This window comes from Ruegeria sp. C11, assembly GCF_056537725.1.
In genome coordinates this window covers 74,938-96,588 of record NZ_JBQFSB010000001.1, presented here as the reverse complement: position 1 = coordinate 96,588, position 21,651 = coordinate 74,938, and the positions used below count along the sequence as shown (strand labels likewise).

The 21,651-nt window shown below is 56.6% G+C and carries 18 protein-coding genes; 9 read left to right on the top strand and 9 right to left on the bottom strand.

All coding sequences use genetic code 11. The annotated features are described in order from the left end of the window. Positions 1-22 precede the first annotated feature (22 nt). Positions 23-1,024: a type I glyceraldehyde-3-phosphate dehydrogenase gene (gene gap / locus ACR0NA_RS00495; protein ID WP_480725140.1), complete on the bottom strand. Its 1,002-nt coding sequence runs from the start codon at positions 1,022-1,024 to the stop codon at positions 23-25. 183 nt (positions 1,025-1,207) lie between these two features. Between gap and ACR0NA_RS00490 the strand changes: the two genes are divergently transcribed. Then, positions 1,208-2,179, top strand: a complete 972-nt coding sequence (locus ACR0NA_RS00490; protein ID WP_480449719.1) for a DUF808 domain-containing protein — start codon at positions 1,208-1,210, stop codon at positions 2,177-2,179. An 87-nt stretch (positions 2,180-2,266) separates the two neighbouring features. Continuing rightward, positions 2,267-3,067: a thioesterase family protein gene (locus ACR0NA_RS00485; protein WP_480725137.1), complete on the top strand. Its 801-nt coding sequence runs from the start codon at positions 2,267-2,269 to the stop codon at positions 3,065-3,067. Between the two features lie 50 nt (positions 3,068-3,117). Here the strand turns inward: ACR0NA_RS00485 and tkt are convergent, their stop codons facing one another. Continuing rightward, entirely contained in the window at positions 3,118-5,139 is a 2,022-nt protein-coding gene (tkt, locus tag ACR0NA_RS00480; RefSeq protein ID WP_480725132.1) for a transketolase, read from the bottom strand. Between the two features lie 237 nt (positions 5,140-5,376). Here tkt and ACR0NA_RS00475 point away from each other — a divergent pair, with 237 nt between their 5' ends. From ACR0NA_RS00475 to ACR0NA_RS00465, 3 genes are read left to right on the top strand one after another with little or no spacing between them, the layout of a single operon-like run. Further along, on the top strand, positions 5,377-6,282 hold the full coding sequence (locus ACR0NA_RS00475) for a hypothetical protein (RefSeq protein WP_480725129.1): 906 nt from the start codon (positions 5,377-5,379) through the stop codon (positions 6,280-6,282). Further along, the gene (locus ACR0NA_RS00470; protein WP_480449715.1) at positions 6,282-6,677 is read left to right on the top strand and encodes a cell division protein ZapA; all 396 of its coding nucleotides are present in this window, start codon (positions 6,282-6,284) and stop codon (positions 6,675-6,677) included. The genes ACR0NA_RS00475 and ACR0NA_RS00470 overlap by 1 nt, the downstream gene beginning before the upstream one ends. After that, positions 6,674-7,024 (top strand): MliC family protein, encoded by a 351-nt coding sequence (locus ACR0NA_RS00465; protein ID WP_480725125.1) that lies wholly within the window; start codon positions 6,674-6,676, stop codon positions 7,022-7,024. Before ACR0NA_RS00470 ends, ACR0NA_RS00465 begins: the two co-directional genes overlap by 4 nt. Before the next feature lie 7 nt (positions 7,025-7,031). On the opposite strand, the gene grxD is transcribed toward ACR0NA_RS00465, so the two are convergent. From grxD to ACR0NA_RS00430, 7 genes are all read right to left on the bottom strand, one after another. Further along, positions 7,032-7,394, bottom strand: coding sequence for a Grx4 family monothiol glutaredoxin (gene grxD / locus ACR0NA_RS00460; RefSeq protein ID WP_480725122.1), 363 nt, complete (start codon positions 7,392-7,394; stop codon positions 7,032-7,034). Then, positions 7,381-7,671, bottom strand: coding sequence for a hypothetical protein (locus ACR0NA_RS00455; RefSeq protein ID WP_480449713.1), 291 nt, complete (start codon positions 7,669-7,671; stop codon positions 7,381-7,383). The genes grxD and ACR0NA_RS00455 overlap by 14 nt, the downstream gene beginning before the upstream one ends. A gap of 232 nt (positions 7,672-7,903) precedes the next feature. After that, on the bottom strand, positions 7,904-8,140 hold the full coding sequence (locus ACR0NA_RS00450; protein WP_170652384.1) for a BolA/IbaG family iron-sulfur metabolism protein: 237 nt from the start codon (positions 8,138-8,140) through the stop codon (positions 7,904-7,906). Between the two features lie 146 nt (positions 8,141-8,286). Beyond that, positions 8,287-10,446, bottom strand: a complete 2,160-nt coding sequence (purL, locus tag ACR0NA_RS00445) for a phosphoribosylformylglycinamidine synthase subunit PurL (protein WP_480449712.1) — start codon at positions 10,444-10,446, stop codon at positions 8,287-8,289. Between the two features lie 88 nt (positions 10,447-10,534). Further along, positions 10,535-11,656: a BamA/TamA family outer membrane protein gene (locus ACR0NA_RS00440; protein WP_480725118.1), complete on the bottom strand. Its 1,122-nt coding sequence runs from the start codon at positions 11,654-11,656 to the stop codon at positions 10,535-10,537. Positions 11,657-11,697: 41 nt separating this feature from the next. Next, positions 11,698-13,863 (bottom strand): mechanosensitive ion channel domain-containing protein, encoded by a 2,166-nt coding sequence (locus ACR0NA_RS00435; RefSeq protein ID WP_480725115.1) that lies wholly within the window; start codon positions 13,861-13,863, stop codon positions 11,698-11,700. A gap of 389 nt (positions 13,864-14,252) precedes the next feature. Next, the gene (locus tag ACR0NA_RS00430) at positions 14,253-15,161 is read right to left on the bottom strand and encodes a LysR family transcriptional regulator (RefSeq protein ID WP_480725113.1); all 909 of its coding nucleotides are present in this window, start codon (positions 15,159-15,161) and stop codon (positions 14,253-14,255) included. A 169-nt stretch (positions 15,162-15,330) separates the two neighbouring features. Here ACR0NA_RS00430 and ACR0NA_RS00425 point away from each other — a divergent pair, with 169 nt between their 5' ends. The 4 genes from ACR0NA_RS00425 to argC all read left to right on the top strand — a co-directional run bounded on the left by ACR0NA_RS00425 (position 15,331) and on the right by argC (position 21,648). Then, positions 15,331-18,750: an indolepyruvate ferredoxin oxidoreductase family protein gene (locus ACR0NA_RS00425; protein WP_480725111.1), complete on the top strand. Its 3,420-nt coding sequence runs from the start codon at positions 15,331-15,333 to the stop codon at positions 18,748-18,750. A 78-nt stretch (positions 18,751-18,828) separates the two neighbouring features. Then, a complete protein-coding gene (locus tag ACR0NA_RS00420) occupies positions 18,829-19,707 on the top strand; it encodes a lysophospholipid acyltransferase family protein (protein ID WP_480725108.1) in 879 nt (292 codons plus the stop codon). Between the two features lie 8 nt (positions 19,708-19,715). Continuing rightward, positions 19,716-20,525: an aspartate/glutamate racemase family protein gene (locus ACR0NA_RS00415; protein WP_170652397.1), complete on the top strand. Its 810-nt coding sequence runs from the start codon at positions 19,716-19,718 to the stop codon at positions 20,523-20,525. A gap of 94 nt (positions 20,526-20,619) precedes the next feature. Next, on the top strand, positions 20,620-21,648 hold the full coding sequence (gene argC / locus ACR0NA_RS00410; protein ID WP_480725106.1) for an N-acetyl-gamma-glutamyl-phosphate reductase: 1,029 nt from the start codon (positions 20,620-20,622) through the stop codon (positions 21,646-21,648). The last annotated feature ends 3 nt before the right edge of the window (positions 21,649-21,651 follow it).

The following is a 21,651-nucleotide window of genomic DNA, read 5'->3' as shown; positions in this document are numbered from 1 at the left end:
CTCTCAAGAGGTTAGGCAGAATTCAGCCTAGTTTTCCCATGGCGACCGCAACGTCTGCCATGCGGACGGAGAAACCCCATTCGTTGTCATACCAGGCGAGAACCCGCACCATGCGGTCCTCGACGACGCGGGTCTGATCTGGCGCAAAGATCGAGCTTTCGTTGGTGTGGTTGAAATCGGTCGACACCAGGGGTGCGGGCTCGTACCCCAGAACACCCTTCATCTTTCCTTCGGCTGCGTTTTTCACAGCTGCATTTACTTCATCGGCGCTGACGTCACGGCCCGCGCGGAAGGTCAGGTCAACGGCCGAAACATTCGGGGTAGGGACCCGGATCGCAGATCCGTCGAGGCGGCCCTTGAGGCGCGGCAGCACTTCTCCCAGTGCTTTGGCGGCACCGGTGCTTGTGGGAATCATCGACATCGCTGCAGCGCGGGCGCGGTACAGATCCTTGTGGCGGCGGTCCAGAGTTGGCTGGTCGCCGGTATAGGCATGGATCGTGGTCATGATGCCATGTTCGATTCCAAACGCGTCGTCCAGAACTTTGGCCAAAGGCGCAAGGCAGTTGGTGGTGCAGGAACCGTTCGAGATCATCCTGTCGCCTGCTTCAAGCTGATCGTCGTTCACGCCGAAGACAATCGTCTTGTCCACGTTCTTGCCCGGAGCAGACAGCAGAACTTTCTTTGCGCCACGATCCAGGTGGGCCTTGGCCTTTTCACCATCATTGAACTTGCCGGTGCATTCCAGAACGACATCACAGCCGTCCCAATCCAGTTCGCCCATGTCGTAAGTCGAGAACATCTGCATGTCGCCACGACCTAGGTTCATGGTTCCGTCGCCGATGGTCACCTCACCCGGGAAACGGCCATGAACACTGTCGTATTTGATCAGGTGGGCAGCAGTATCCAGAGGACCAGTGGCGTTAACCTTGATCACTTCGATATCGTCGCGCCCCGAGGCTGCGATGTGGGACAGGGTGCAGCGGCCGATACGGCCAAATCCGTTGATGCCAACCTTGATGGTCATTATGCGACTCCGAAAGACGTGAAACTTGCAGGCCGTATAGACCCGGCCTGATGGCTCAGAAAGGGGAAAATCGTCCTAAAATGAATATGGTAGCGCAAACTTTCGACGATTGCGCTAACGCTTGCGCTAAGCGTCGGATCGTTTAGGTTCCTGTTGCGGCAGGATGAGCAAAAAGGAACGCGGATGAGTGGTCTTCTGGCTTTGTTGGATGATGTGGCGGGCATCGCAAAGGTTGCGGCATCCTCGATTGATGATGTGGCAGCGGCAGCTGGCAAAGCCGGGGCAAAGACCGCTGGTGTGATCATTGACGACGCAGCCGTCACGCCGAAATACGTTCAGGGGTTCGCCCCAGCGCGGGAGTTGCCGATTATCTGGCGCATCGCGCGCGGTTCGTTTTTCAACAAGCTTGTTCTGCTTTTGCCCGTCGCGATGCTGCTAGCGAACTTTGCGCCGTGGCTGATCACCCCGCTACTGATGATCGGCGGAGCGTATCTGTGTTTCGAGGGGGCCGAGAAGATCTTTCACGTTCTGTTTCCCCACGGCAGTCATGTGATCGAAGAGGACATGACCATCCGCGATCCGGGCCATCTGGAAGAGCAAAAGGTAAGGGGGGCGATCAAAACCGATTTCATTCTTTCGGCCGAGATTATGACGATTGCCCTGGCGGCCATCGAAGCGCCCAATGTCTGGATGCAGGCGGCAACGCTGGCCGTTGTTGGGATCGGGGTCACAGTCGCCGTTTACGGATCAGTCGGAATTATCGTGAAAATGGATGATGTGGGTTTGTTTCTGGCCAAGAACGGAAAACTCGGCATTACGCAATCGCTGGGACGCGGGCTGGTCAAAGGAATGCCATATCTGCTGAAGTTGCTGTCCGTGGTCGGTACGGCAGCGATGCTTTGGGTTGGCGGATCGATCATCGTTCATGGGTTGGAAGTATTGGGCTTTGGCTGGCTGGGCCACCACATTCACGACTGGGCTTACGCCGCCGGGCATGCCGTGTCCGAACAGTGGACCGGCGTTGTTGAGTGGATTGCCAAAGCGACGATGGACGGGATATTCGGCCTTGCACTGGGGCTAATTTTGATACCGCTCGTGATCAATGTCATCGCGCCTGTTTGGAACAGTCTGGCAGGGACGAAAAAAGAGCACTGAGGCAAAAATCATTCGTGACGTGGGGTCGCAGTAGTTCGCGCTGAGCGGCAGGATATGATCGCCTGCGAAGTAAGTGACGGGATGATCATGTCAGAACCAAATTTGTCCGATGTACTGGATGCAGTGGAGGCTCGTGAAGACGGCTTGGGCTATCCTGTTCCTGCGAACTGGATGCAGGGCCGGACAACCTATGGCGGGTTTTCATCAGCTTTGTTGCTTTCTGCTGCGCGCGCGCAGGTGGACGACTTGCCACCACTACGATCAGCATTGATCAACTTTACTGCGCCAATCGGCACGTCCCCCACGATCAAATCAGAAATTCTGCGGCAGGGTCGCAATGTCACGATCATAAGCGCACGGGCCGAGATCGATGGGAATGCTGCAGCAGTTGGGACTTTTTCCTTTGGGGCGCCGCAAGACAGTCACGTGGCCTTCTCTTGCCCGCCAAAACCGGCTGGGGACCCGGAGCAGACTGAACATTATTTCCCGCCCGGATTGCCCCGGCCACCTGTCGCCTTTCTGGACAACTTCGACGTCAGGCTGATCGAAGGCGCGCGTCCTTTCGAAGGTGCTGAGCGGGGTTACGTTCGTCTTTGGGCGCGCCACCGGGACAAGAGGATGCACGGTACACTTGAAGGGTTGATTTCCATAGCCGATCTGCCGCCCCCGGCAATTTATCCAACTCTGAAGAAGCCCGGCGTGAACTCGTCAATGAATTGGATTTTCAACGTGTTGTCCGAAGATATTCACACACGGGACGGCTGGTGGATGCTGGAACATGAACTGACCGCAGGTCACAACGGATACAGTTCTCAGGTCATGCGGGTTTGGAATACCCATGGAGATCTTGTCGTTGATGGAATGCAATCGGTCATAATATTCGTATGACAAAAAAAGCCCCGGCGATGCCGGGGCTTTTTGATTCCGTAAAGCCGATATTAACCGAGCAGTTCCTTGACTTTGGCAACGGTCGCTTCAGCGGTGATGCCGAAATGCTTGTACAGCTCATTTGCCGGGGCTGATGCGCCAAAGCTGGACATGCCGATAAAGCCTGCTTTGGCTTCCCGGCCACGCTCGCCCAGCAGCCAACGGTCCCAACCGCCGGCGCGAACTGCAGCTTCGATACCAACGCGAACTGCACCTGCGGGCAGGACGCGCTTGCGATAGGCTTCGTCCTGCTCGGCGAACAGTTCCATGCAAGGCATGGACACAACTCGGGTGCCGATGCCTTCGGCCTCAAGCATGGCTTTGGCTTCCATCGCCAGCGAGACCTCGGAACCGGTGGCGATCAGGATGGCCTGACGTTTACCTTCGGCCTCGGCCAGAACATATGCGCCCTGAGCAGTCAGGTTTTTGGTCTTGTGCTGGGTCCGTACGGTCGGCACGCCCTGACGGGTCAGCGACAGGACCGAGGGGCTGTCCTTGAATGTCAGCGCCAGTTCCCACGATTCCGCGGTCTCAACGGAATCTGCAGGGCGGAACACATAGGTGTTTGGCGTCGCGCGCGAGATGGCCAGATGCTCGACCGGTTGGTGGGTCGGGCCGTCTTCGCCCAGCCCGATCGAGTCGTGGGTCATGACGAACACCGAAGGCACCTTCATCAGGGCCGCCAGGCGCATGGACGGACGGGCATAGTCGGTGAAGGCCATGAAGGTCCCGCCATAGGGGCGGATGCCGCCATGCAGCGCCATACCATTCATTGCGGCAGCCATGCCGTGCTCGCGAATCCCGTAGTGGATGTAGCGACCTTTGCGGTTTTCCGGCAGGAACACCCCCATATCGGCGGATTTTGTGTTGTTCGACCCGGTCAGGTCAGCCGAACCGCCAACGGTCTCGGTCATGATCGGGTTCACGACGTTCAGAACCTTTTCGGACGACGCGCGGGTGGCCAGCTTTGGCTGATCTTCCGACATCTGCTTTTTGAATGCGCGAATGGCACCGGCCAGCTTTTTGGGCGCTTCAAACGCATAGGCGCGGTTGAACTCGGCCTGCTTGCGCTCGGACAATTGCGCGAAACGCTCTTCCCACGCGGCGCGCTCTGCCGCACCGCGGGAACCAATGGCTTCCCATGCGTTTTTGACATTGGTCGGAACTTCAAATGCGTCATGCGGCCAGCCATAGCCGTCCTTTGCATCTTTCAACTGCCCCTGATCGGTCAGCGCGCCATGGCCTTTCGAGGTGTCCTGAGCGGCGTGGCCCAGGGCAATGTGGCTTTCACAGGCGATCATGGTCGGCTTGTTCGACTTTTTTGCCTGAACGATGGCGGCGTCGATAGCCTTGGGATCATGTCCGTCAATCTCGATCACATGCCAGCCCGAGGCAGCAAAGCGGCGCACCTGATCGGTGCGGTCGGCGATATCAACGGTGCCGTCGATGGTGATGTTGTTGTTGTCCCAGAACACGATCAGCTTGCTCAGTTCGTGGCGACCTGCAAGCGTAATCGCCTCTTGGCTGACGCCTTCCATCAGACAGCCGTCGCCCGCGATCACGTAGGTGTAGTGATCGACGACTTTTTTGCCGTAATGGGCGCGCTGGATTTCCTCGGCCATGGCAAAACCAACGGCGTTCGAAATACCCTGACCCAGTGGGCCAGTGGTGGTTTCGATCCCGTCGATCAGAAAGTTTTCGGGGTGGCCCGCGGTTTTTGCACCCAGTTGGCGGAAGTTCTTGATCTCTTCCAGTGTCACATCCGCGTGGCCGGTCAGATACAGCAGCGAGTATACCAGCATCGAGCCATGACCCGCAGACAGGATGAACCGGTCGCGGTCCGGCCAGTTCGGGGCCGAGGCGTCGAATTTCAGGTGTTTTTCAAACAACACGGTCGCAACATCGGCCATGCCCATCGGCATACCGGAATGGCCGGAATTGGCGGCGGCGACAGCATCAAGGGTCAGGGTGCGGATAGCCGCAGCCTTGTCCCAGTGTTCAGGGTTGGCATTGCGCAGCGCAGTCAGGTCCACGGGCGTTATTCCTTTGGATTACAGGCAGATTGCGCGCTCAATACCATCCACCCTCCAAAGTGCAAGTGGAACCCGGCGTGACAGGTCATGTGTGCTTCAAGAGTTGTGGCCAAGTGGTTGAAAGCAAAGAGGGGGGTATTTCCCGCAGCATTCCGCTAAACTAATGCTGATCGCAGCCAATTCCGATTCGGGGCGGCTGCGCAACAGAATGAACCTTGGTAAACAGGTGACAGGGGCATGAGTCAGATCGAGGAATTGCAGCGCCGGATTACTGCCGCGATGGAGCGGATCAGCGTCGGCGTAGATGTACTAAGTGAAAAATCCCCGGCTTCTGGTGGTGAAGATTCGACATTGCGCGAAGCCTTGGACGAGGAAAAGCTTGCCAACGCGCAACTAGAAGAAAGGCTGAGGGCGCTAAAAGAGCGTCATGAAGCGGAAATCGACACGTTGCGCCAAGAGAACACGACTAACGGGGACAGCGCAGCCTTGCGATCCGAGATCGAAGAGCTTCGCGCAAGTTCGGTTGACGCCAGTGTAGCGGAAGATTTGCGGTCGCAACTTGCCGAAGCGTCGTCAAAATTAGCAACGGTCGAAGCCGCGCGAGCGGAATTGGCAGCCGCCAAGACGGCGCTGGAAGACCAAAATGAGGCGTCCGCACTAAAGGCCGAAATCGAAGCGCTGCGCGATCAACTGGATGCGGTTGAGGATGTCGAACCTTTGAAAGCCGAACTGGAAACATTGCGGCAACGGGCGGGGAACACCGAAGAACTGGATCGGCTGCGTGCTGAAAACAACCGGCTGACAACGGAACTTGCAGACAGTGAACGTATTGAAGAATTGAGCGCAGAGCTGGAAATGCTGCGCGCGGAACGGGCCAGCCATGGAACGGCCATGTCCCGACTGGATGGGGATTTGCAGCGTTTGCGCAAGGCCAACGAACAATTGCGCACTTCAGTCGAAGAACTGCGTGCGGCAGCCGCCGACGGATTGTCCGATGCAAGTTTACTGAACCGGGCCACCGCTGCGGAACTGGAGGCTACCCGCGCGGCGCGCGCGACCGACGCGGCAGAAGCGCATGCCGTTCTGGCGCGGCTGGAGCCGTTGCTTGCCCGTGCCAACCTGACGGAAGGGGAGGTTGAGTGATGCCCGAAGTTACCATTCATATCGGCGGTCGTGGATTCGAAGTCTCATGTCAGGAAGGCGAAGAAAGCTATCTGCATGCCGCAGCCAAATTGCTGGATGATGAGGCTCAGGTTCTGTCGGATCAGATCGGACGCATGCCCGAAGCGCGCATGTTGTTGATGGCGGGGTTGATGCTTGCCGATAAATCCGCTGCGGCGGACGATCGGGTCAAGTCGGTTGAGGCAAAGCTGGCAGATATGGAGGCGGAACTGAACCGTCTTCGTAATGCGCCGCCACCGGAACCTGAGCGAGTAGAAGTCGCCGTGGTTCCGCCTTCGGTGACAGACACGCTGGCGGAACTTGCCGCGCGGGCAGAGGCTCTGGCTTCGGTTGTTGAGGAGAAGTCAGGGAAATGAGGGTTTTGCGTAGTTTTGTCTGCGGCGTGTTGGTGATGGCTCCAGCGTCGGCGGCAATGGCGGAAATCGACATTCTGTCAGTGACATTCACCTGCGAAAACAACATTCCTCTGCCGGTGACATATTTCAACTCATCTGACGGGTCCGGAGCGGCAGCAATGCTGGTGGATAATTCACTTGTGCCCATGCGTCAGGAGGCGAGCGGGTCTGGTATCCGCTATGAGTCCATCGGCTCGAGTGGAAAATATATCTTGCGCTCTAAGGGCTGGAACGCAACCGTCAGCTATCTGGCGACAGGGGATGCCGCCAGCGAGCAGGTTATTCTGAAGGATTGTGTCAGCCGGTAACGGCTGATCAGGCGTTCGCTTCGCGGATTTTGTCGGCGGCTTCCTTGTTGTAACCAACGCCGTTTTCGTCAAACAGAGTGTCCAACTCGCCCGACAGAGTCATCTCGGTGATGATGTCGCACCCGCCGACAAATTCGCCTTTGACAAACAGTTGCGGTACGGTCGGCCAGTCAGAATAGTCCTTGATGCCCTGACGCACCTCTTCGTCGGCAAGAACGTTAACGTCTGTATAATCGACTCCCATGTAGTTCAGTACACCGGCCACGCGCGAGGAGAATCCACATTGCGGCATCTCCTTGGTGCCTTTCATGTACAGCACCACGTCATTGGCTTTGACGGTCTCGTCGATCTGGGTCTTAACGTCGGTCATTTTGCTCTTCCTTTTCGCCATTCTCTGCGGCGGATGTTCCATTTTCAGATGAGCCCGGAACCCATCCTTCTTCTTCTAGCCTGCGGTGTTCGGCTTGTGCCAAGGTCACCGGATCAAGCCCGTGTCTGTCGATGCCCGCAATCTTGCTAATGTCATCCGGATCGGGGCGCATGTCCGCAAGATTGCGCTTTCTGTTTCGCTTCACATAGGCCTCGATCAGCGCAGCGGCAACTATCAATCCCGCTATTCCGCCAATCCAGATGAGGCCGTTGTTCATTTTCCTGGCACCATTGCTTTGGAGTATTGGTGTGGATCGCCCGGCACGAAAAAAGCCGAAGTTCGGTCGCTAACTCTGGCTACGTAGTTTGTCGAGACAGCGATGGCGTTTTGATTAGGTATGGTTCCGCGCCAAATTCGAGGCCGAGAATTGCCAATTGATGAACGGATAGCCAGCGCGTTTCCGACACATGTCAACGGAGCGAAACCGGTGTATGCCCAAGCGGCAAACCTCATTCAGGCACTTTTGTGGTCAATGCCAGTGCGTGAAGTTCGCCATCGGGGCCATCCATCTTGCCTTTCAGCGCGGCATAGACGGCACGCTGCTGCTGAACGCGATTTTTCCCGCGAAAGCTCTCGTCCACCACCATTGCAGACATGTGAACGCCATCGTTGCCACCCACCTGAATTTCCGCGTCAGGAAAGGCTTCGCGCAGCAGGTGTTCGATTTCATAGGCGCTCATCGGCATGTAGGTAACTCCTGAAGGTCTTTATCAAGATGTAGAGCGATGCGCAGGGCCGCGCAAGGTGTGGCGGATGGTCCGATCCGGTAAAACCTGCGCTTGCGGACAAGCGCAGGAAATTCCGTATTTGGAACGAGAAGAAGGGGCCGCGATCAGGCCACAGCCGCTGCAAAGCTGCTGCGGAAGGTCTCGGTCAACTCGGACAGGGGCGCCTCGGAACCGCCGATTTTCACGGTGTCGCCGGTGAAACGACCAACTGAAGTCAGGGGAACACCGGCCTGACTGGCGGCGATCATCAGTGCCTCGGCCTGATCGAAGTTGCAGGCGACCAGATAGCGTGCCTGATCCTCGCCAAACAGGAAATCGGTCGAAGCGCCGTCGAGATTGATGCCAACACCTGCCGCCTCGGCAAGCTCGAACGCGGCAAGGGCCAGCCCACCGTCGCCCAGATCGGTGCAGGCCTTGATCATTTCGCGGTTGGAGCGGATGAAGTCGCCGTTGCGTTTTTCCGCCTCCAGATCAACATGAGGCGCATCACCGTCTTCGCGGTTGAAAACCTCGGCCAACAGGGCGGATTGCCCGAGATGACCATTGGTTTCACCGATGACCAGTGCAACATGCCCCTCGCGGACTTCGTTGCCGATGATCTCGTCCGTATGGGCCAACAGGCCGACCGCGCCAATGGTCGGGGTGGGCAGGATGGCCTGACCGTCGGTCTCGTTATAAAGCGAGACGTTGCCGGACACGATTGGCATGTCCAGAGTGGCCACTGCAGCGCCGATCCCTTTGATTGCGCCAACGAACTGACCCATGATCTCGGGCTTTTCGGGGTTTCCGAAGTTCAGGTTGTCTGTGGTGGCCAGCGGTTTGGCCCCGACAGCGGTCAGGTTACGATAGGCCTCGGCCACCGCTTGTTTGCCGCCTTCTTCGGGATTGGCCCGGACATAGCGAGGTGTAACGTCCGAAGTAAAGGCCAGCACCTTGTCTGTGCCGTGGACACGGACCATGCCCGCGCCCAAACCGGGTGTGCGGGCGCTGTCGGCCATGACCATCGTGTCATATTGTTCATAGACCCATTGCTTGCCCGCATAGTTGGGCGAGGAGAGCAGGGCGCGCAGACCGTCGATGGGGTCGATCTGGGGAACCTCAGACAGCTCTTCTGCAGGCGGAGTAGCTTCCCACGGGCGGTCATATTCAGGGGCCGTCGACGACAGTTTGGACAGGACGAGGTCTGCTTTTACTTCGCCGTTGTGCATGATCAGGAAGCGGTCTTCGGCGATGGTTTCGCCGACAATCGCGAAATCCAGATCCCATTTCTCGAACACGGCGCGTGCCTCGGCCTCGAGCTCGGGCTTGAGAACCATCAGCATGCGTTCCTGGGATTCCGACAGCATCATTTCATAGGCTGTCATGTCCTCTTCGCGCTGAGGTACGTTTTCCAGATCCAGACGAACGCCAAGGCCACCCTTGTCGCCCATTTCAACCGCCGAACAGGTAAGGCCAGCGGCGCCCATGTCCTGAATCGAGATTACGGCGCCGGTTTTCATCAGCTCAAGCGTCGCCTCCATCAGGCGCTTTTCTGTGAAGGGGTCGCCAACCTGAACGGTGGGACGCTTTTCCTCAATGGTGTCGTCAAATTCGGCCGAGGCCATGGTTGCGCCGCCCACACCGTCACGACCGGTTTTGGCGCCCAGATAGACGACAGGCATGCCAACACCTGAGGCAGCGGAATAGAAGATCTTGTCGCTGTCGGCGAGACCGGCAGCAAAGGCATTCACGAGGCAGTTACCATTGTATGCAGGGTGAAAGCGAACTTCACCGCCGACACAGGGCACGCCAAAGCAGTTGCCATAACCACCGATACCTTCAACCACGCCGTTTACCAGCTGGCGGGTCTTGTGGTGGCCCGGTTCGCCAAACGACAGTGCGTTCATCGAGGCAATCGGGCGCGCACCCATGGTAAAGACATCGCGCAGGATACCACCCACGCCGGTCGCCGCACCCTGATAGGGTTCGATATACGAAGGGTGGTTGTGGCTTTCCATCTTGAACACGACGGCCTGACCGTCACCGATATCCACGACGCCTGCGTTTTCACCAGGGCCGCAGATGACCTGCGGACCGGACGTGGGCAGGGTGCGCAGCCACTTCTTCGACGACTTGTACGAACAATGCTCGTTCCACATGGCCGAGAAAATACCAAGCTCGGTAAATGTCGGCTCGCGCCCGATTATGTCTAGGATCATGTCGTATTCTTCGGGTTTCAACCCGTGCGCAGCAATCAGATCCGGTGTTATTGCGGGCTCTTGCATCGTCTGTCCTGTCCCCAAGCTGGCCGATATTGCGCGCCTTTTAGGGCAATGGCGCGCCGGGGGGAAGTGTCAAGAACGCGCAGCGGTCCTAGAACCGTTGTCCGACGTAGATATACAGGTTGTTTTCCTGCTCATCATTGCGGCTGACATCCACTGAGAAATCCAGTGGGAACTTCTTGGACACACGATACCGCGCACCAAGGCCAACCGCGCTGTGGGTGCCGCCGTCGCCCAGTTCGCCGAAACTTGGGCCAGTCAATCCGGAGCCGCCGAATACAACAACGCCAAGCCGTTTTGTTAAACGCTGCCGGGCTTCGACCTGCACAGAGGTAGAATAAAAGTCCAGATACTGGGTCGCCGAAAAGCCGCGGAAAGCATCGACCGTCCCAAGGCTGCACTGGTCAAAGAACGGAGTTTGCGATGAGGATCCGCAAACCGAAAAACGGGCAGCGATTACGGTTTTTGAAGCAGGGCTGAAGTAATGCGTGTAATTCGCGTAAGCTTTGGAATAATCGTCCACCAACCCCTGAAGCGCAAAACCCTGGAATGCCTCGACGTGCAGGCTTTGCCCCTTGGTTGGGTAAATCGTGTCGTCTCTGGTGTCCCAGTCTGACAACAGCCCGACATTGCCAATTCTTGTGTTCAGAAATTGATCAAAAGGTGGGGGGATAGGCGGAAGATTGGCGAATCCTGGAGAAACAGTCGTGTCCAGATAGCGGAATGATGCCCCAAACGAGAGATCGGACGTGACACCATAGGCAAGGCTGAACCTGCCTAGAACACCATCCTGTCGGATCGGCAAGATGCCGACGTCAGTGTACAGATCGTAATGAACGTCCGCTTCGGCATACAGCGCTTTGATAAGCCATCGGTTGTCATTGAAGTTGATATTGACAGATGCGCCGCCGACCCTGCTGCCATTGTCTGACTTCAGGGCCGCAACGCCGATAACGGACGGTTTCGAACCCTCATCAAGGTTGAACAGGTACCCGGCGCCAAGGATCAGACCCGAGCCGATTGTGGGGTTGGAAAAGGGAATAGGGGCCAGAACAAACGATCCGCGCCGAAAACCGATAGTGTTTTCTTTGCCGGTATTGCCCAATCCACCAGTATGAGTATCGACAACACCCCTTGAGCTTTGCGATGCGGCCTGAGTGGCAAAAAGACTGGCCAGGCAGAACAGGGTGATTTGCGACACATGTCGAAGCATCTCAACCCTTTCGGTGGCCAGTCTTTATCATTTCTGCGCCTCTATTTTTTTCCCTGTTCCTGTTGCTGTTGCGCCTGCTGGGCGGCGGCATCGCTTGCCGCACCTGCAATCGCCGTTTTTTGTTCCTCGGTCAGGTTTTCAGACTCGTCCAGACCAGGGATCGCGACCCGCACCTCACGACGTGCAAAGTCGATCCCGTTTTCCTTGAACGCAGCTTTGACCCTGTTGAAGATTTCCTTGCGCAGGGTGAACTGCTTACCTGGCTTGGCCATGAACTTTCCGCGGATGATCATGCCGACGTCGTCGAAATCGAAAACGCCCTGCGACTTGAACGGTTGCAGAAAGCCATCCTTGTGAACTTCGTCCGCCATCATCTCGGCACCGATCTTTTTAAAGATTTTCTTGACCTTGTTGGGATCAGTGTCGAAGGGCACCGTGAACTTGAGCTTCATGATGACCCAGTCACGACTATAGTTGGTCAGTTTTTGAATTTCGCCATACGGAATGGTGTGAACCGGGCCACGATGGTGACGCAATTGCATCGAACGGATCGAGATCTTTTCGACGGTTCCGGTGGTGCCTCCAACATCGACATATTCGCCAACGCGGAAGGCGTCATCGACAAGGAAAAAGATACCCCCCACGATGTCCGAAACCAGTTTTTGCGCACCAAAACCGATGGCCAGACCCAGGATACCTGCACCAGCCAGCAGTGGCGTGATATCAAGCCCCAAGGCCCCAAGTGCCAGAAGGCTGAAGATCACGGCGATGGCCACCTGTGCTGTGACACGAAGCAAAGGCAGAACTGTTGCCAGGCGTGAGCCGCCAGACCCACCGCCTTCACCGGCTTCTTCGTCCGGGCTTTGCTCGGCTTCAGTTTGTTCTTTCGCAAGCCGACGGTTGATCCAGAGCGAAACAACTTCGTTAAGGATGTATCCGATCGCCGCGATGATAAAGAACTGTATGACCTTGCCACCAGCATCTGAGCCAGCACCCGCAATTTCCTGTAAATCCAGATCCCATGCATTTGCGATCATCAGGACAACGAAAATACCCGCAAGTACCCGACCGATCCGGATATAGCTGCGCTTGGTTGATTTGTATGCGCGTTCGGCAATTGGACCACCGCCGATCATTGGCGGTTGCAAATGGCGAACCAGGCCGCGGATTGCTGTATCCAATGCCGGAGCGATCAGCAGCCAGAACATCGTCACAAAGTGGGCCCCTTCGGCAGCGGCTGCGGCCAGTTGCGGAACGTTCGTTGCTGCCAGGTATTCCACGACCAGCCACATGACTGCTGACACGCCGATCGCGAAATAGGGGTAGAAAAAGGCTGCACGCTCATCAAACTCGGTCCGATCGGGGTCCGTGCCGCGCATCATATCACTCAGCCCTTCGCGGGCTGTCCAGGCGATGAGCGCGATATAGATATGAATCGAAGTGTTAAGCCAGAAACCCAGCCGCGTTTCACTCATCTGAACGCCGTTAAGAGCGTTGAACGTGATGATGAACATCGTGAAGCCAATCAACAGGAACAGGCCGATCAGGTTTCGGTGCAAGTATTTTGCCCAGTGGTCGCTGATATTTACCAGCCGCAATGCGGATTGGTTGGGGGCGATAATAAAACGCGAAATGGCCGCACCAAGACGTGGAATCCAGATCAGATAGAACACAAACGGGGCCGCTTGCGCGATCTGCTGTTCGTCCAGCAACTGCCGCCCGACAAAGACCAGAGTGTAATAAAACACGAGAAGGCCCAGAAACTCGCAGAGAAAGCGCTTGACCAAAAACGTCACGGCACCGCGCAAATCGGTCGAGGCGTCGCCGTCCACAACCTTGACCCAGCGGCGGGTCCAAAGGCCCACCGCCTTTTCCGCAGCGAAACCGATGGCGAGCGCCAGGAATGTATAGCCGAACAACGTGGTCAACCCGCTTGGGCCAAATGTCGAGGCAAAGGTTGAAAATGCCTCGTATTGTTTGCTGACAAGAGTCGGCAGCTTTCGGACTACATCCACCCACGAAGCCGCCATGGCGCTACCCGTATCGGCGATTGTCTTGACGACGCCCTTCTTGGACTTGGCCGCTTCTGTCTGCTGTGCAGCAACCGCGTCAAGACGTTCAAGCAACAGGGAACGAACCTGATCATCCGACATGCGGGCGACAAGATCGTCGACCTGTTCTGGCGTCAGGTCCTCAGGGACGGCCACTGATGATGATGTGTTTGCACTGCCCGATGTCCCGGGCACTTGAGCAAAAGTGGGAAGCGCCAAGAAGAATACGGAAGCCAGCGTTAACAATAGCCGGAATGGATGGAACATTGAATTTGCCCTCGAACGCGGAATTTTGTTTGTTTCCCATATCATACGCTAATGCGTCGAAATTCCTAGAGAATTTGGGAGGGCTGATCGCGTTATTGGGTGTCGTAAGCAAAAAAAAGGCCGAGCACTAAGCTCGGCCGTAGTCCAACAGGGAGGTATGAAGATGATGAGCGTTTCAGCATCACCGCCTTCGAGAGCTCATTTAGGGGGCGTTTCGTGTTCGTTCAAGGATTATCAGGCTGCAATCGCAGCAACTCCGTTATGTTCGGTGTGCATAGCTAGAGTTTTCCCATCTGCCTCAGGTGCTTACGGTGCGCTATGATCTCGTCCTGAACGAAATCCCGAAAGGCCGCGACCCGCTTGGAGTGCCTTAATTCTTCGGGATAAGCGAGATAGACCGGCACATCAGCGCTTTCGATATCCGACAGCACCGGAACAAGGTCCGGGAAATCCTCGGTCACATAGTCGGGCAGGACGCCGATACCCAGATTGTGCAGAACTCCCTGAAGGACGCCAAAGTAGTTGTTCACCGTAAGTAGCGAACCGGGGTTATATGTCATCAGATGTTTGACCATCGTCGCGCTCGCCCCGACCTGTGGGGCCGAGGGGTTCTGGCAAATCAGGCGATGTGCGGTCATTTCCTCCAGCGTTTTTGGCGGACCGCCGTGCTCGTCCAGATAGCTGCGGGTTGCATACAGCAGCATCTGCACGGTCATAAGGCGTTTTCGCACCAGATCAGCCTGGCTTGGCTCTTTCATCCTGATGGCGACGTCAGCCTCGCGCATGGGCAGGTCCAGAACGCGCTCTTCGAGCATCAGATCGATGTTCAGCTCGGGGTACTTCTCATAGAGTTTCGGAAGTCGGGGGGCCAGCCACAAGGTGCCGAACCCGAATGTCGTTGTTACGCGCAGAACTCCAAAAACCTCTTCTTCGCTGTCACGGATCCGGGCGGCGGCCGAGTCGAGCCGTTTCGACATTGCCGATGTTGCATCGAACAACAGCTCACCCTGTTCAGTCAGGATCAGACCGCGTGCGTGGCGATGAAACAGGGTGGCATTCAGTGATTCTTCGAGGGCGCGAATTTGTCGGCTGACCGCAGATTGGGATAGATTCAGCTTGTCTCCGGCATGAGTCAGGCTGCCCGCGTCGGCTACCGCGTGAAATATTCTGAGCTTGTCCCAATCCATCTTCGAAACTTTCGATATCCTTTTGCAGCCCTATATGAAACACGTAACAATTTCTACATTCAAAAGGCGAAATCGTTACGGAATATAGGGAAATTACTATACAGGTCAGAAATTATGACCTAATATAAGGGAAGTTGGAGCACACTAATCAGGCGAGGGGAGACGTCAGATGAGTCAGCCGAAAATAACTCTGAATGACCGGTTTGACCTGTCAAAAAGTCCCGTTTTGCTAAACGGAACGCAGGCGCTTGTGCGTCTGATGATGATGCAGAAGGTCAGGGACCAGTCGCTGGGGCTGAATACAGCAGGCCTTGTCACGGGATATCGAGGTTCGCCCTTGGGGGCGGTCGATCTGCAAATGACCCGGGCGCAGAAAAAGCTCGTCGAAAATGACATAACCTTTCAATACGGATTGAACGAAGATCTCGCGGCAACTGCCTTGTGGGGTAGTCAGCAGGCCGGGTTGCGCGGAGACGGCAAGTTCGATGGCGTCTTTGGCCTCTGGTACGGAAAGGGGCCAGGGGTTGACAGGTCCGGTGACGTGATGCGGCACGCAAATATGGCCGGAACGTCTGCGCATGGCGGCGTTTTGATGGCGATGGGCGATGACCATACCGGGGAAAGCTCGACCGTTTTGCATCAGTCCGAATGGTCGCTGGTCGATATGTATATGCCGGTGGTCAGTCCGGCAGGTGTGCAGGAAATCCTCGACTATGGCATCTACGGCTTTGCACTCAGTCGGTTTGCGGGCGTTTGGGTTGGTCTCAAAACGATGAAAGACACCATCGAGGTCACGTCGGTGGTGGACGGTCGTCCGGACCGCATGCAGCTTGTAATGCCGGAATTTGATATGCCTGACGGTGGATTGAACATCCGGCTGGGAGATACACCGCATCTGCAGGAATCGCGAATCATCGATTACAAGCGTTTCGCGGCAGAGACATTTTCGCATGCCAATAAGCTGGACAAGCGGGTCTGGGGCAAGCCGGGCGCCAAGATCGGCTTTGTGGCCGCTGGCAAGAACTGGCTGGACCTGACGCACGCCATGTCCCTGTTGAATGTCAACGAGCATGAAGCCGAACGGTTGGGCATAACCACCTATAAGATCGGTCAGACCTTCCCGTTGGACATGAAGGGATTCCACGACTGGGCCGAAGGGCTGGATCTGATCGTCATTGTCGAGGAAAAGCGGAAGCTGATCGAGGTGCAGGTCAAAGAGGCCATTTTTGACGATCGTCGCGGCCGGAGGGTTTACGGGTGGTACAAGGGCGGCGCAGGAACCATGCACCGAGAGGAACTGTTCCCGACACGGGGTGCCCTGGACCCGGTTATGATTGCCGAGAAACTTGGGCAAATCCTGATCGAAGAAGGTCACGATACAGATGGAATCCGGGCGGGTCTGGCGAAACTTTCCGATGCGCGCCGGGCTGATAACGCTCAGGAAATCGCGACGCGTCTGCCCTATTTCTGTTCTGGGTGTCCGCACAACAGTTCGACAAGGCTTCCTGATGGAAGCCGTGCTTATGCGGGGATCGGCTGCCACTACATGGTGCAGTGGATGGACCGGGAAACGACAGGTTTCACCCAAATGGGCGGTGAAGGTGCGAACTGGATCGGCGAGGCGCCGTTTTCCACGACCAACCACGTTTTCCAGAACCTTGGGGATGGCACCTACAACCACTCGGGCGTTCAGGCAATTCGGGCCGCATTGGCGGCTGGGACCAATATCACCTTCAAAATTCTGTTCAACGACGCGGTTGCCATGACCGGGGGGCAGGAAAATGAAGGGGGTTTGAGTTCGGAACGGATCGTCAATGAACTGACGGCTATGGGCGTTAAACACATAGCGGTTGTTTACGACGAGAAAGAGGATGTGAATTTCAAGGCATTGCCGGCCGGCGTTGAAACCTCTGAACGGTCAGAACTGATGAATGTGCAAAAGCGGTTCCGGGATATCGAAGGTGTTTCAGCCATCGTCTACATTCAGACCTGCGCTGCCGAGAAGCGCCGCCGGCGCAAGCGCGGAACGTTTCCCGATCCGGACAAACGGGTTTTCATCAATTCGGACATTTGTGAGGGATGCGGCGACTGCGGTGTTCAGTCAAACTGTGTTTCGATCGTTCCCAAGGAAACCGAACTGGGGCGCAAGCGGGCCATTGATCAGTCAAGCTGCAACAAGGATTTCTCGTGTCTGAACGGGTTCTGCCCGTCCTTCATCACGCTCGAAGGTGCGAAAATCCGCAAAGAGGCGACGACGCACATTGAACTGCCGGACCTGGCCATGCCGGACCTGCCGCAAATCAATGGCACCCACAACGTAGTAATCACTGGTGTCGGTGGAACCGGGGTTGTGACCATCGGCGCCGTGCTGGCGCAAGCCGCCCAGATCGACGGCAAGGGCGCGGGCATGATGGAAATGGCTGGCCTTGCCCAGAAAGGCGGCGCGGTGCACATCCACTGCCGTCTTGCCAACTCTCCTGATGATATCAGCGCCATTCGGGTGGCGACGGGGGAAGCGCACGCGCTGATTGGTGGTGATCTGGTTGTGTCGGCGGGATCCAAAACTCTGGGTCTGACGAAAACCGGGGTGACCGGTGCCGTAGTTAACAATCATGAGATCATAACCGGGGATTTTACCCGTGATACCGAGTTCAACATCCCGAGCGATCAGCTGGAACTGGCACTCGAGGCGCGGTTGAAAGACGGGGTCGCTCTGTTCGACGCGACCGAATTGGCGCGGGCTGTGATGGGCGATTCGATCTATTCGAACATGATGGTCTTTGGCGCGGCGTGGCAGCGCGGGCTGCTTCCGGTTAGTCATGATGCGATATCGCAGGCGATTGAGCTGAACGGAACGGCAATCGAACGCAACAAGCGGGCTTTCGAAGTCGGACGGTGGGCCGTACTGCATCCTGACGAGGTAGGCAAAATCCTGAAGCCGGGCGTTGTCGAACTTCCAAAATCACTTGATGAGAAAATCGAATTCCGCGCCGACCATCTGATCGCGTATCAGGGCGAGCGATTGGCCAGACGGTATCGCAAGCTGCTTGAGGGTATCGAAGACGCATCTGTGAAAGAGGCGGTTGCCAAGGGATATCATAAACTGCTGTCCTATAAGGACGAATACGAGGTCGCGCGATTGCTGATGAGCAGCCGCGAAAAGGCCGCGGCTGAGTTTGACGGTGATCTGAAGATGACCCTGCACCTCGCGCCGCCGTTTCTGGGAGGAAAAGGCGCGGATGGCCGCCCCAAGAAACGGGAATACAAAGAGTGGATGCTTGGCCCGCTTAAACTGTTGTCGCGGATGCGATGGGTTCGGGGCACACCGCTGGATGTCTTTGGCTATAGTGCCGAGCGTAAAATGGAGCGGGCTTTAATCCGTCAATACGAGAAGGACATGAAGGACGTCCTTCCGAAGTTGTCAGCCGACACGCGTGATGCGATCGTGGCGTTAGGCCAACTACCGCTGGAAATCCGGGGGTTTGGTCCGGTGAAAATGGCGAATGAGGCCAAAGCGGCCAAAAGACGAGAAGAGTTGCTTGCAACCATCAGCCAGGGAGGGCCAGAGCTGAAGGCTGCAGCCGAGTAAATCGTCACACGCCTGTCACGAAGTCTGGGCAAAATCGCTGTCTGCGCATATTTTGCCGACAAACCATCGGAGTTGCCCATGCCTTCGCGCCGTCATGTCGCTCGTGACATTTCATACGCCTTTTCCGCCGAAACCAAGGGTGGGCAGGCGATGATCAAGCTGATGGAAAATACAACTGGCCGTCTGCGGCTGATCAAGCGCGCGGATGGGTATGAAAAAGAAGTCGCCAGCGGGCGTGACTTCTGGGCAGTCATGGTCGAGCGCTACGGCCTGTCGCTGGATGTGGTCGGCGGTGCGCTGTCGAATATCCCCAAAGACGGTCCTTTGATCCTGATCGCCAATCATCCGTACGGAATTTTGGATGGTCTGATGATGGGGCACATCCTGTCGGAGACGCGCGGTGACTTTCGTATCCTGGCCAATCAGGTGTTTCGCAAAGCCGAAGACCTGAACAGAATCATTCTGCCGATTTCGTTCGACGATACGAAAGAGGCGATGAAGCTGAATTTGCAGACCCGCAGGACCTCTTTGGATTACTTGGGGCAGGGTGGAGCTATCGGTATTTTTCCCGGCGGTACCGTCAGTACCGCCGCAACGCCGTTTTCTCATCCGATGGATCCGGGTTGGCGCGGGTTTACTGCGCGGATGGTTGCCAAATCAAATGCAACAGTTGTTCCCCTTTTCTTTGATGGACATACCTCGCGCCTGTTCCAGATCGCCAGCCATTTGCATTACACGCTGCGCATGGGACTGCTGATCAAAGAGTTCAAGAAAAGGGTCGATACACCGGTCAGAGTGGTTGTGGGTGACCCCATTGGGCGCGATGTTCTGGACCCATTGGCCACTGATACGCGCAAGATGATGGATTTTCTGCGCAAAGCCACGTATGAGCTGTCCCCGAAGCCGCTGAAGTCTTATGACTATGGCTATGAATTTGAGGAACGGCATCGCGCCTGAAGGGGCTAATGGCAGTAGGCATCTTTGATTCCGGATTGGGCGGGCTGACCGTCCTTGGCGCCGCGCAGGAACATCTGTCCGGCGTGGATTTCCTGTATTATGCGGACAGCGCACATGCGCCTTACGGTGTTCGTGACGCCGAGGATATTTATTCTCTGACCCGCAACGCCGTGCATGCCCTGTGGGATCGGGGGTGCAATCTGGTGATCCTCGCCTGCAATACTGCAAGTGCTGCAGCGCTTCGTCGTATGCAGGAAGAAGGTGTGCCGGACGGAAAACGCGTGCTGGGCGTATTCGTTCCGCTAATCGAGGCTCTGACCGAGCGGCAGTGGGGCGACAACTCGCCCCCGCGCGAGGTTGAGGTGAAGCATGTTGCGCTTTTTGCGACCCCTGCAACCGTGGCAAGCCGCGCATTTCAGCGCGAACTGGCGTTCCGCGCGATTGGCGTTGATGTTGAGGCACAAAGTTGTGGTGGCGTTGTAGACGCCATCGAAGATGGTGACATGATTCTGGCTGAGGCGCTGGTGCGTTCTCATGTGGATGCGCTCAAACGCAAAATGCCGCATCCGCAAGCTGCCATACTTGGGTGCACGCATTACCCGCTGATGGCCGAAACGTTTCAGGCCGCACTTGGACCGGATGTGAAGGTATTCAGTCAGGGTGATCTGGTAGCCGCAAGTCTTGCGGACTACCTACGGCGGCATCCGAACATGTTGGGCGAAGGCACAGGCGGCTTTCTGACCACAGGCAAGCCAGGCTTTGTTAGCGACCGGGCGACGCAGTTCCTCCGACGACCTATCACCTTTGAGGCCGCCTGACTTCGGTCAAGGACCGCGCTTAACCCATCCCGTATTCCCAAGGCCGTCGCATCGGCGGTCGTGACATGTGACACATCAAGACAAGAGGTCTGACATGACCCATAAAATCGCAATCCTTGGCGCTTCCGGTTATACCGGCGCAGAGTTGGTGCGGCTGATCGCCGAGCACCCTAACATGGACATCGTTGCACTGGCGGCCGAGCGTAAGGCTGGGCAAAGCATGGCTCAGGTCTTTCCGCATCTGCGGCACCTCGACCTGCCGGATTTGTGCAAGATATCCGAGATCGATTTCTCACAGATCGACCTGTGCTTTTGCGCGCTGCCGCACAAGACGAGTCAGGAAGTTATTCGTGAGCTGCCCAAAAACCTGAAAATCGTGGACCTGTCCGCAGATTTTCGCCTGAGTGACCCGGCTGAATATGAAAAGTGGTACGGCAATCCTCATGTTGCGCTGACGCAGCAACAAGAGGCGGTCTATGGCCTGACTGAATTTTTTCGCGAGGAAATCCGGCAGGCACGTCTTGTGGCTGGCACAGGATGCAACGCGGCAACTGGTCAGTATGTCCTGCGTCCGCTGATTGGGGTTGGGGTGATTGATCTGGATGATATCATTCTGGATCTGAAATGCGCCGTGTCCGGGGCAGGTCGGTCGCTGAAGGAAAACCTTCTGCACGCAGAATTAAGCGAAGGCTACAACGCTTATGCGGTTGGCGGGACTCACCGGCATCTGGGTGAGTTCGATCAGGAGTTCTCGAAGCTTGCGGGGCGCACCGTCCACGTGCAGTTCACACCCCATCTGGTTCCAGCGAACCGGGGAATTCTTGCGACGACCTACGTAAAGGGTGACCCGCAGAGCGTTTATGAGGTGTTGTGTAACGCCTATGAAAACGAACCCTTTATACAGATGTTGCCATTTGGTGAGGCTCCGTCGACGCACCACGTGCGGGGATCGAATTTTTGCCATATCGGCGTGGCTGCAGATCGGATCGAACGCCGTGCGATCGTAATCGGCGCCTTGGATAACCTGACAAAAGGTAGCAGCGGGCAAGCCTTGCAGAACGCGAACCTGATGTTAGGTGAAAACGAAACCATGGGCCTGATGATGGCCCCATTGTTCCCGTGAGGA

Excerpts from the sequence above, each read along its gene's own strand:
- ACR0NA_RS00455 (WP_480449713.1), bottom strand. The coding sequence starts at position 7,671 with ATGAACAACGGCCTCATCTGGATTGGCGGAATAGCGGGATTGATAGTT.
- ACR0NA_RS00430 (WP_480725113.1), bottom strand. The coding sequence starts at position 15,161 with ATGGATTGGGACAAGCTCAGAATATTTCACGCGGTAGCCGACGCGGGC.
- purL (WP_480449712.1), bottom strand. The coding sequence starts at position 10,446 with ATGCAAGAGCCCGCAATAACACCGGATCTGATTGCTGCGCACGGGTTG.
- ACR0NA_RS00420 (WP_480725108.1), top strand. The coding sequence starts at position 18,829 with ATGCCTTCGCGCCGTCATGTCGCTCGTGACATTTCATACGCCTTTTCC.
- ACR0NA_RS00470 (WP_480449715.1), top strand. The coding sequence starts at position 6,282 with ATGCCCGAAGTTACCATTCATATCGGCGGTCGTGGATTCGAAGTCTCA.
- ACR0NA_RS00490 (WP_480449719.1), top strand. The coding sequence starts at position 1,208 with ATGAGTGGTCTTCTGGCTTTGTTGGATGATGTGGCGGGCATCGCAAAG.
- ACR0NA_RS00415 (WP_170652397.1), top strand. The coding sequence starts at position 19,716 with ATGGCAGTAGGCATCTTTGATTCCGGATTGGGCGGGCTGACCGTCCTT.
- gap (WP_480725140.1), bottom strand. The coding sequence starts at position 1,024 with ATGACCATCAAGGTTGGCATCAACGGATTTGGCCGTATCGGCCGCTGC.
- grxD (WP_480725122.1), bottom strand. The coding sequence starts at position 7,394 with ATGACCGACGTTAAGACCCAGATCGACGAGACCGTCAAAGCCAATGAC.
- ACR0NA_RS00425 (WP_480725111.1), top strand. The coding sequence starts at position 15,331 with ATGAGTCAGCCGAAAATAACTCTGAATGACCGGTTTGACCTGTCAAAA.
- ACR0NA_RS00450 (WP_170652384.1), bottom strand. The coding sequence starts at position 8,140 with ATGCCGATGAGCGCCTATGAAATCGAACACCTGCTGCGCGAAGCCTTT.
- ACR0NA_RS00465 (WP_480725125.1), top strand. The coding sequence starts at position 6,674 with ATGAGGGTTTTGCGTAGTTTTGTCTGCGGCGTGTTGGTGATGGCTCCA.
- ACR0NA_RS00440 (WP_480725118.1), bottom strand. The coding sequence starts at position 11,656 with ATGCTTCGACATGTGTCGCAAATCACCCTGTTCTGCCTGGCCAGTCTT.
- ACR0NA_RS00475 (WP_480725129.1), top strand. The coding sequence starts at position 5,377 with ATGAGTCAGATCGAGGAATTGCAGCGCCGGATTACTGCCGCGATGGAG.
- argC (WP_480725106.1), top strand. The coding sequence starts at position 20,620 with ATGACCCATAAAATCGCAATCCTTGGCGCTTCCGGTTATACCGGCGCA.
- ACR0NA_RS00485 (WP_480725137.1), top strand. The coding sequence starts at position 2,267 with ATGTCAGAACCAAATTTGTCCGATGTACTGGATGCAGTGGAGGCTCGT.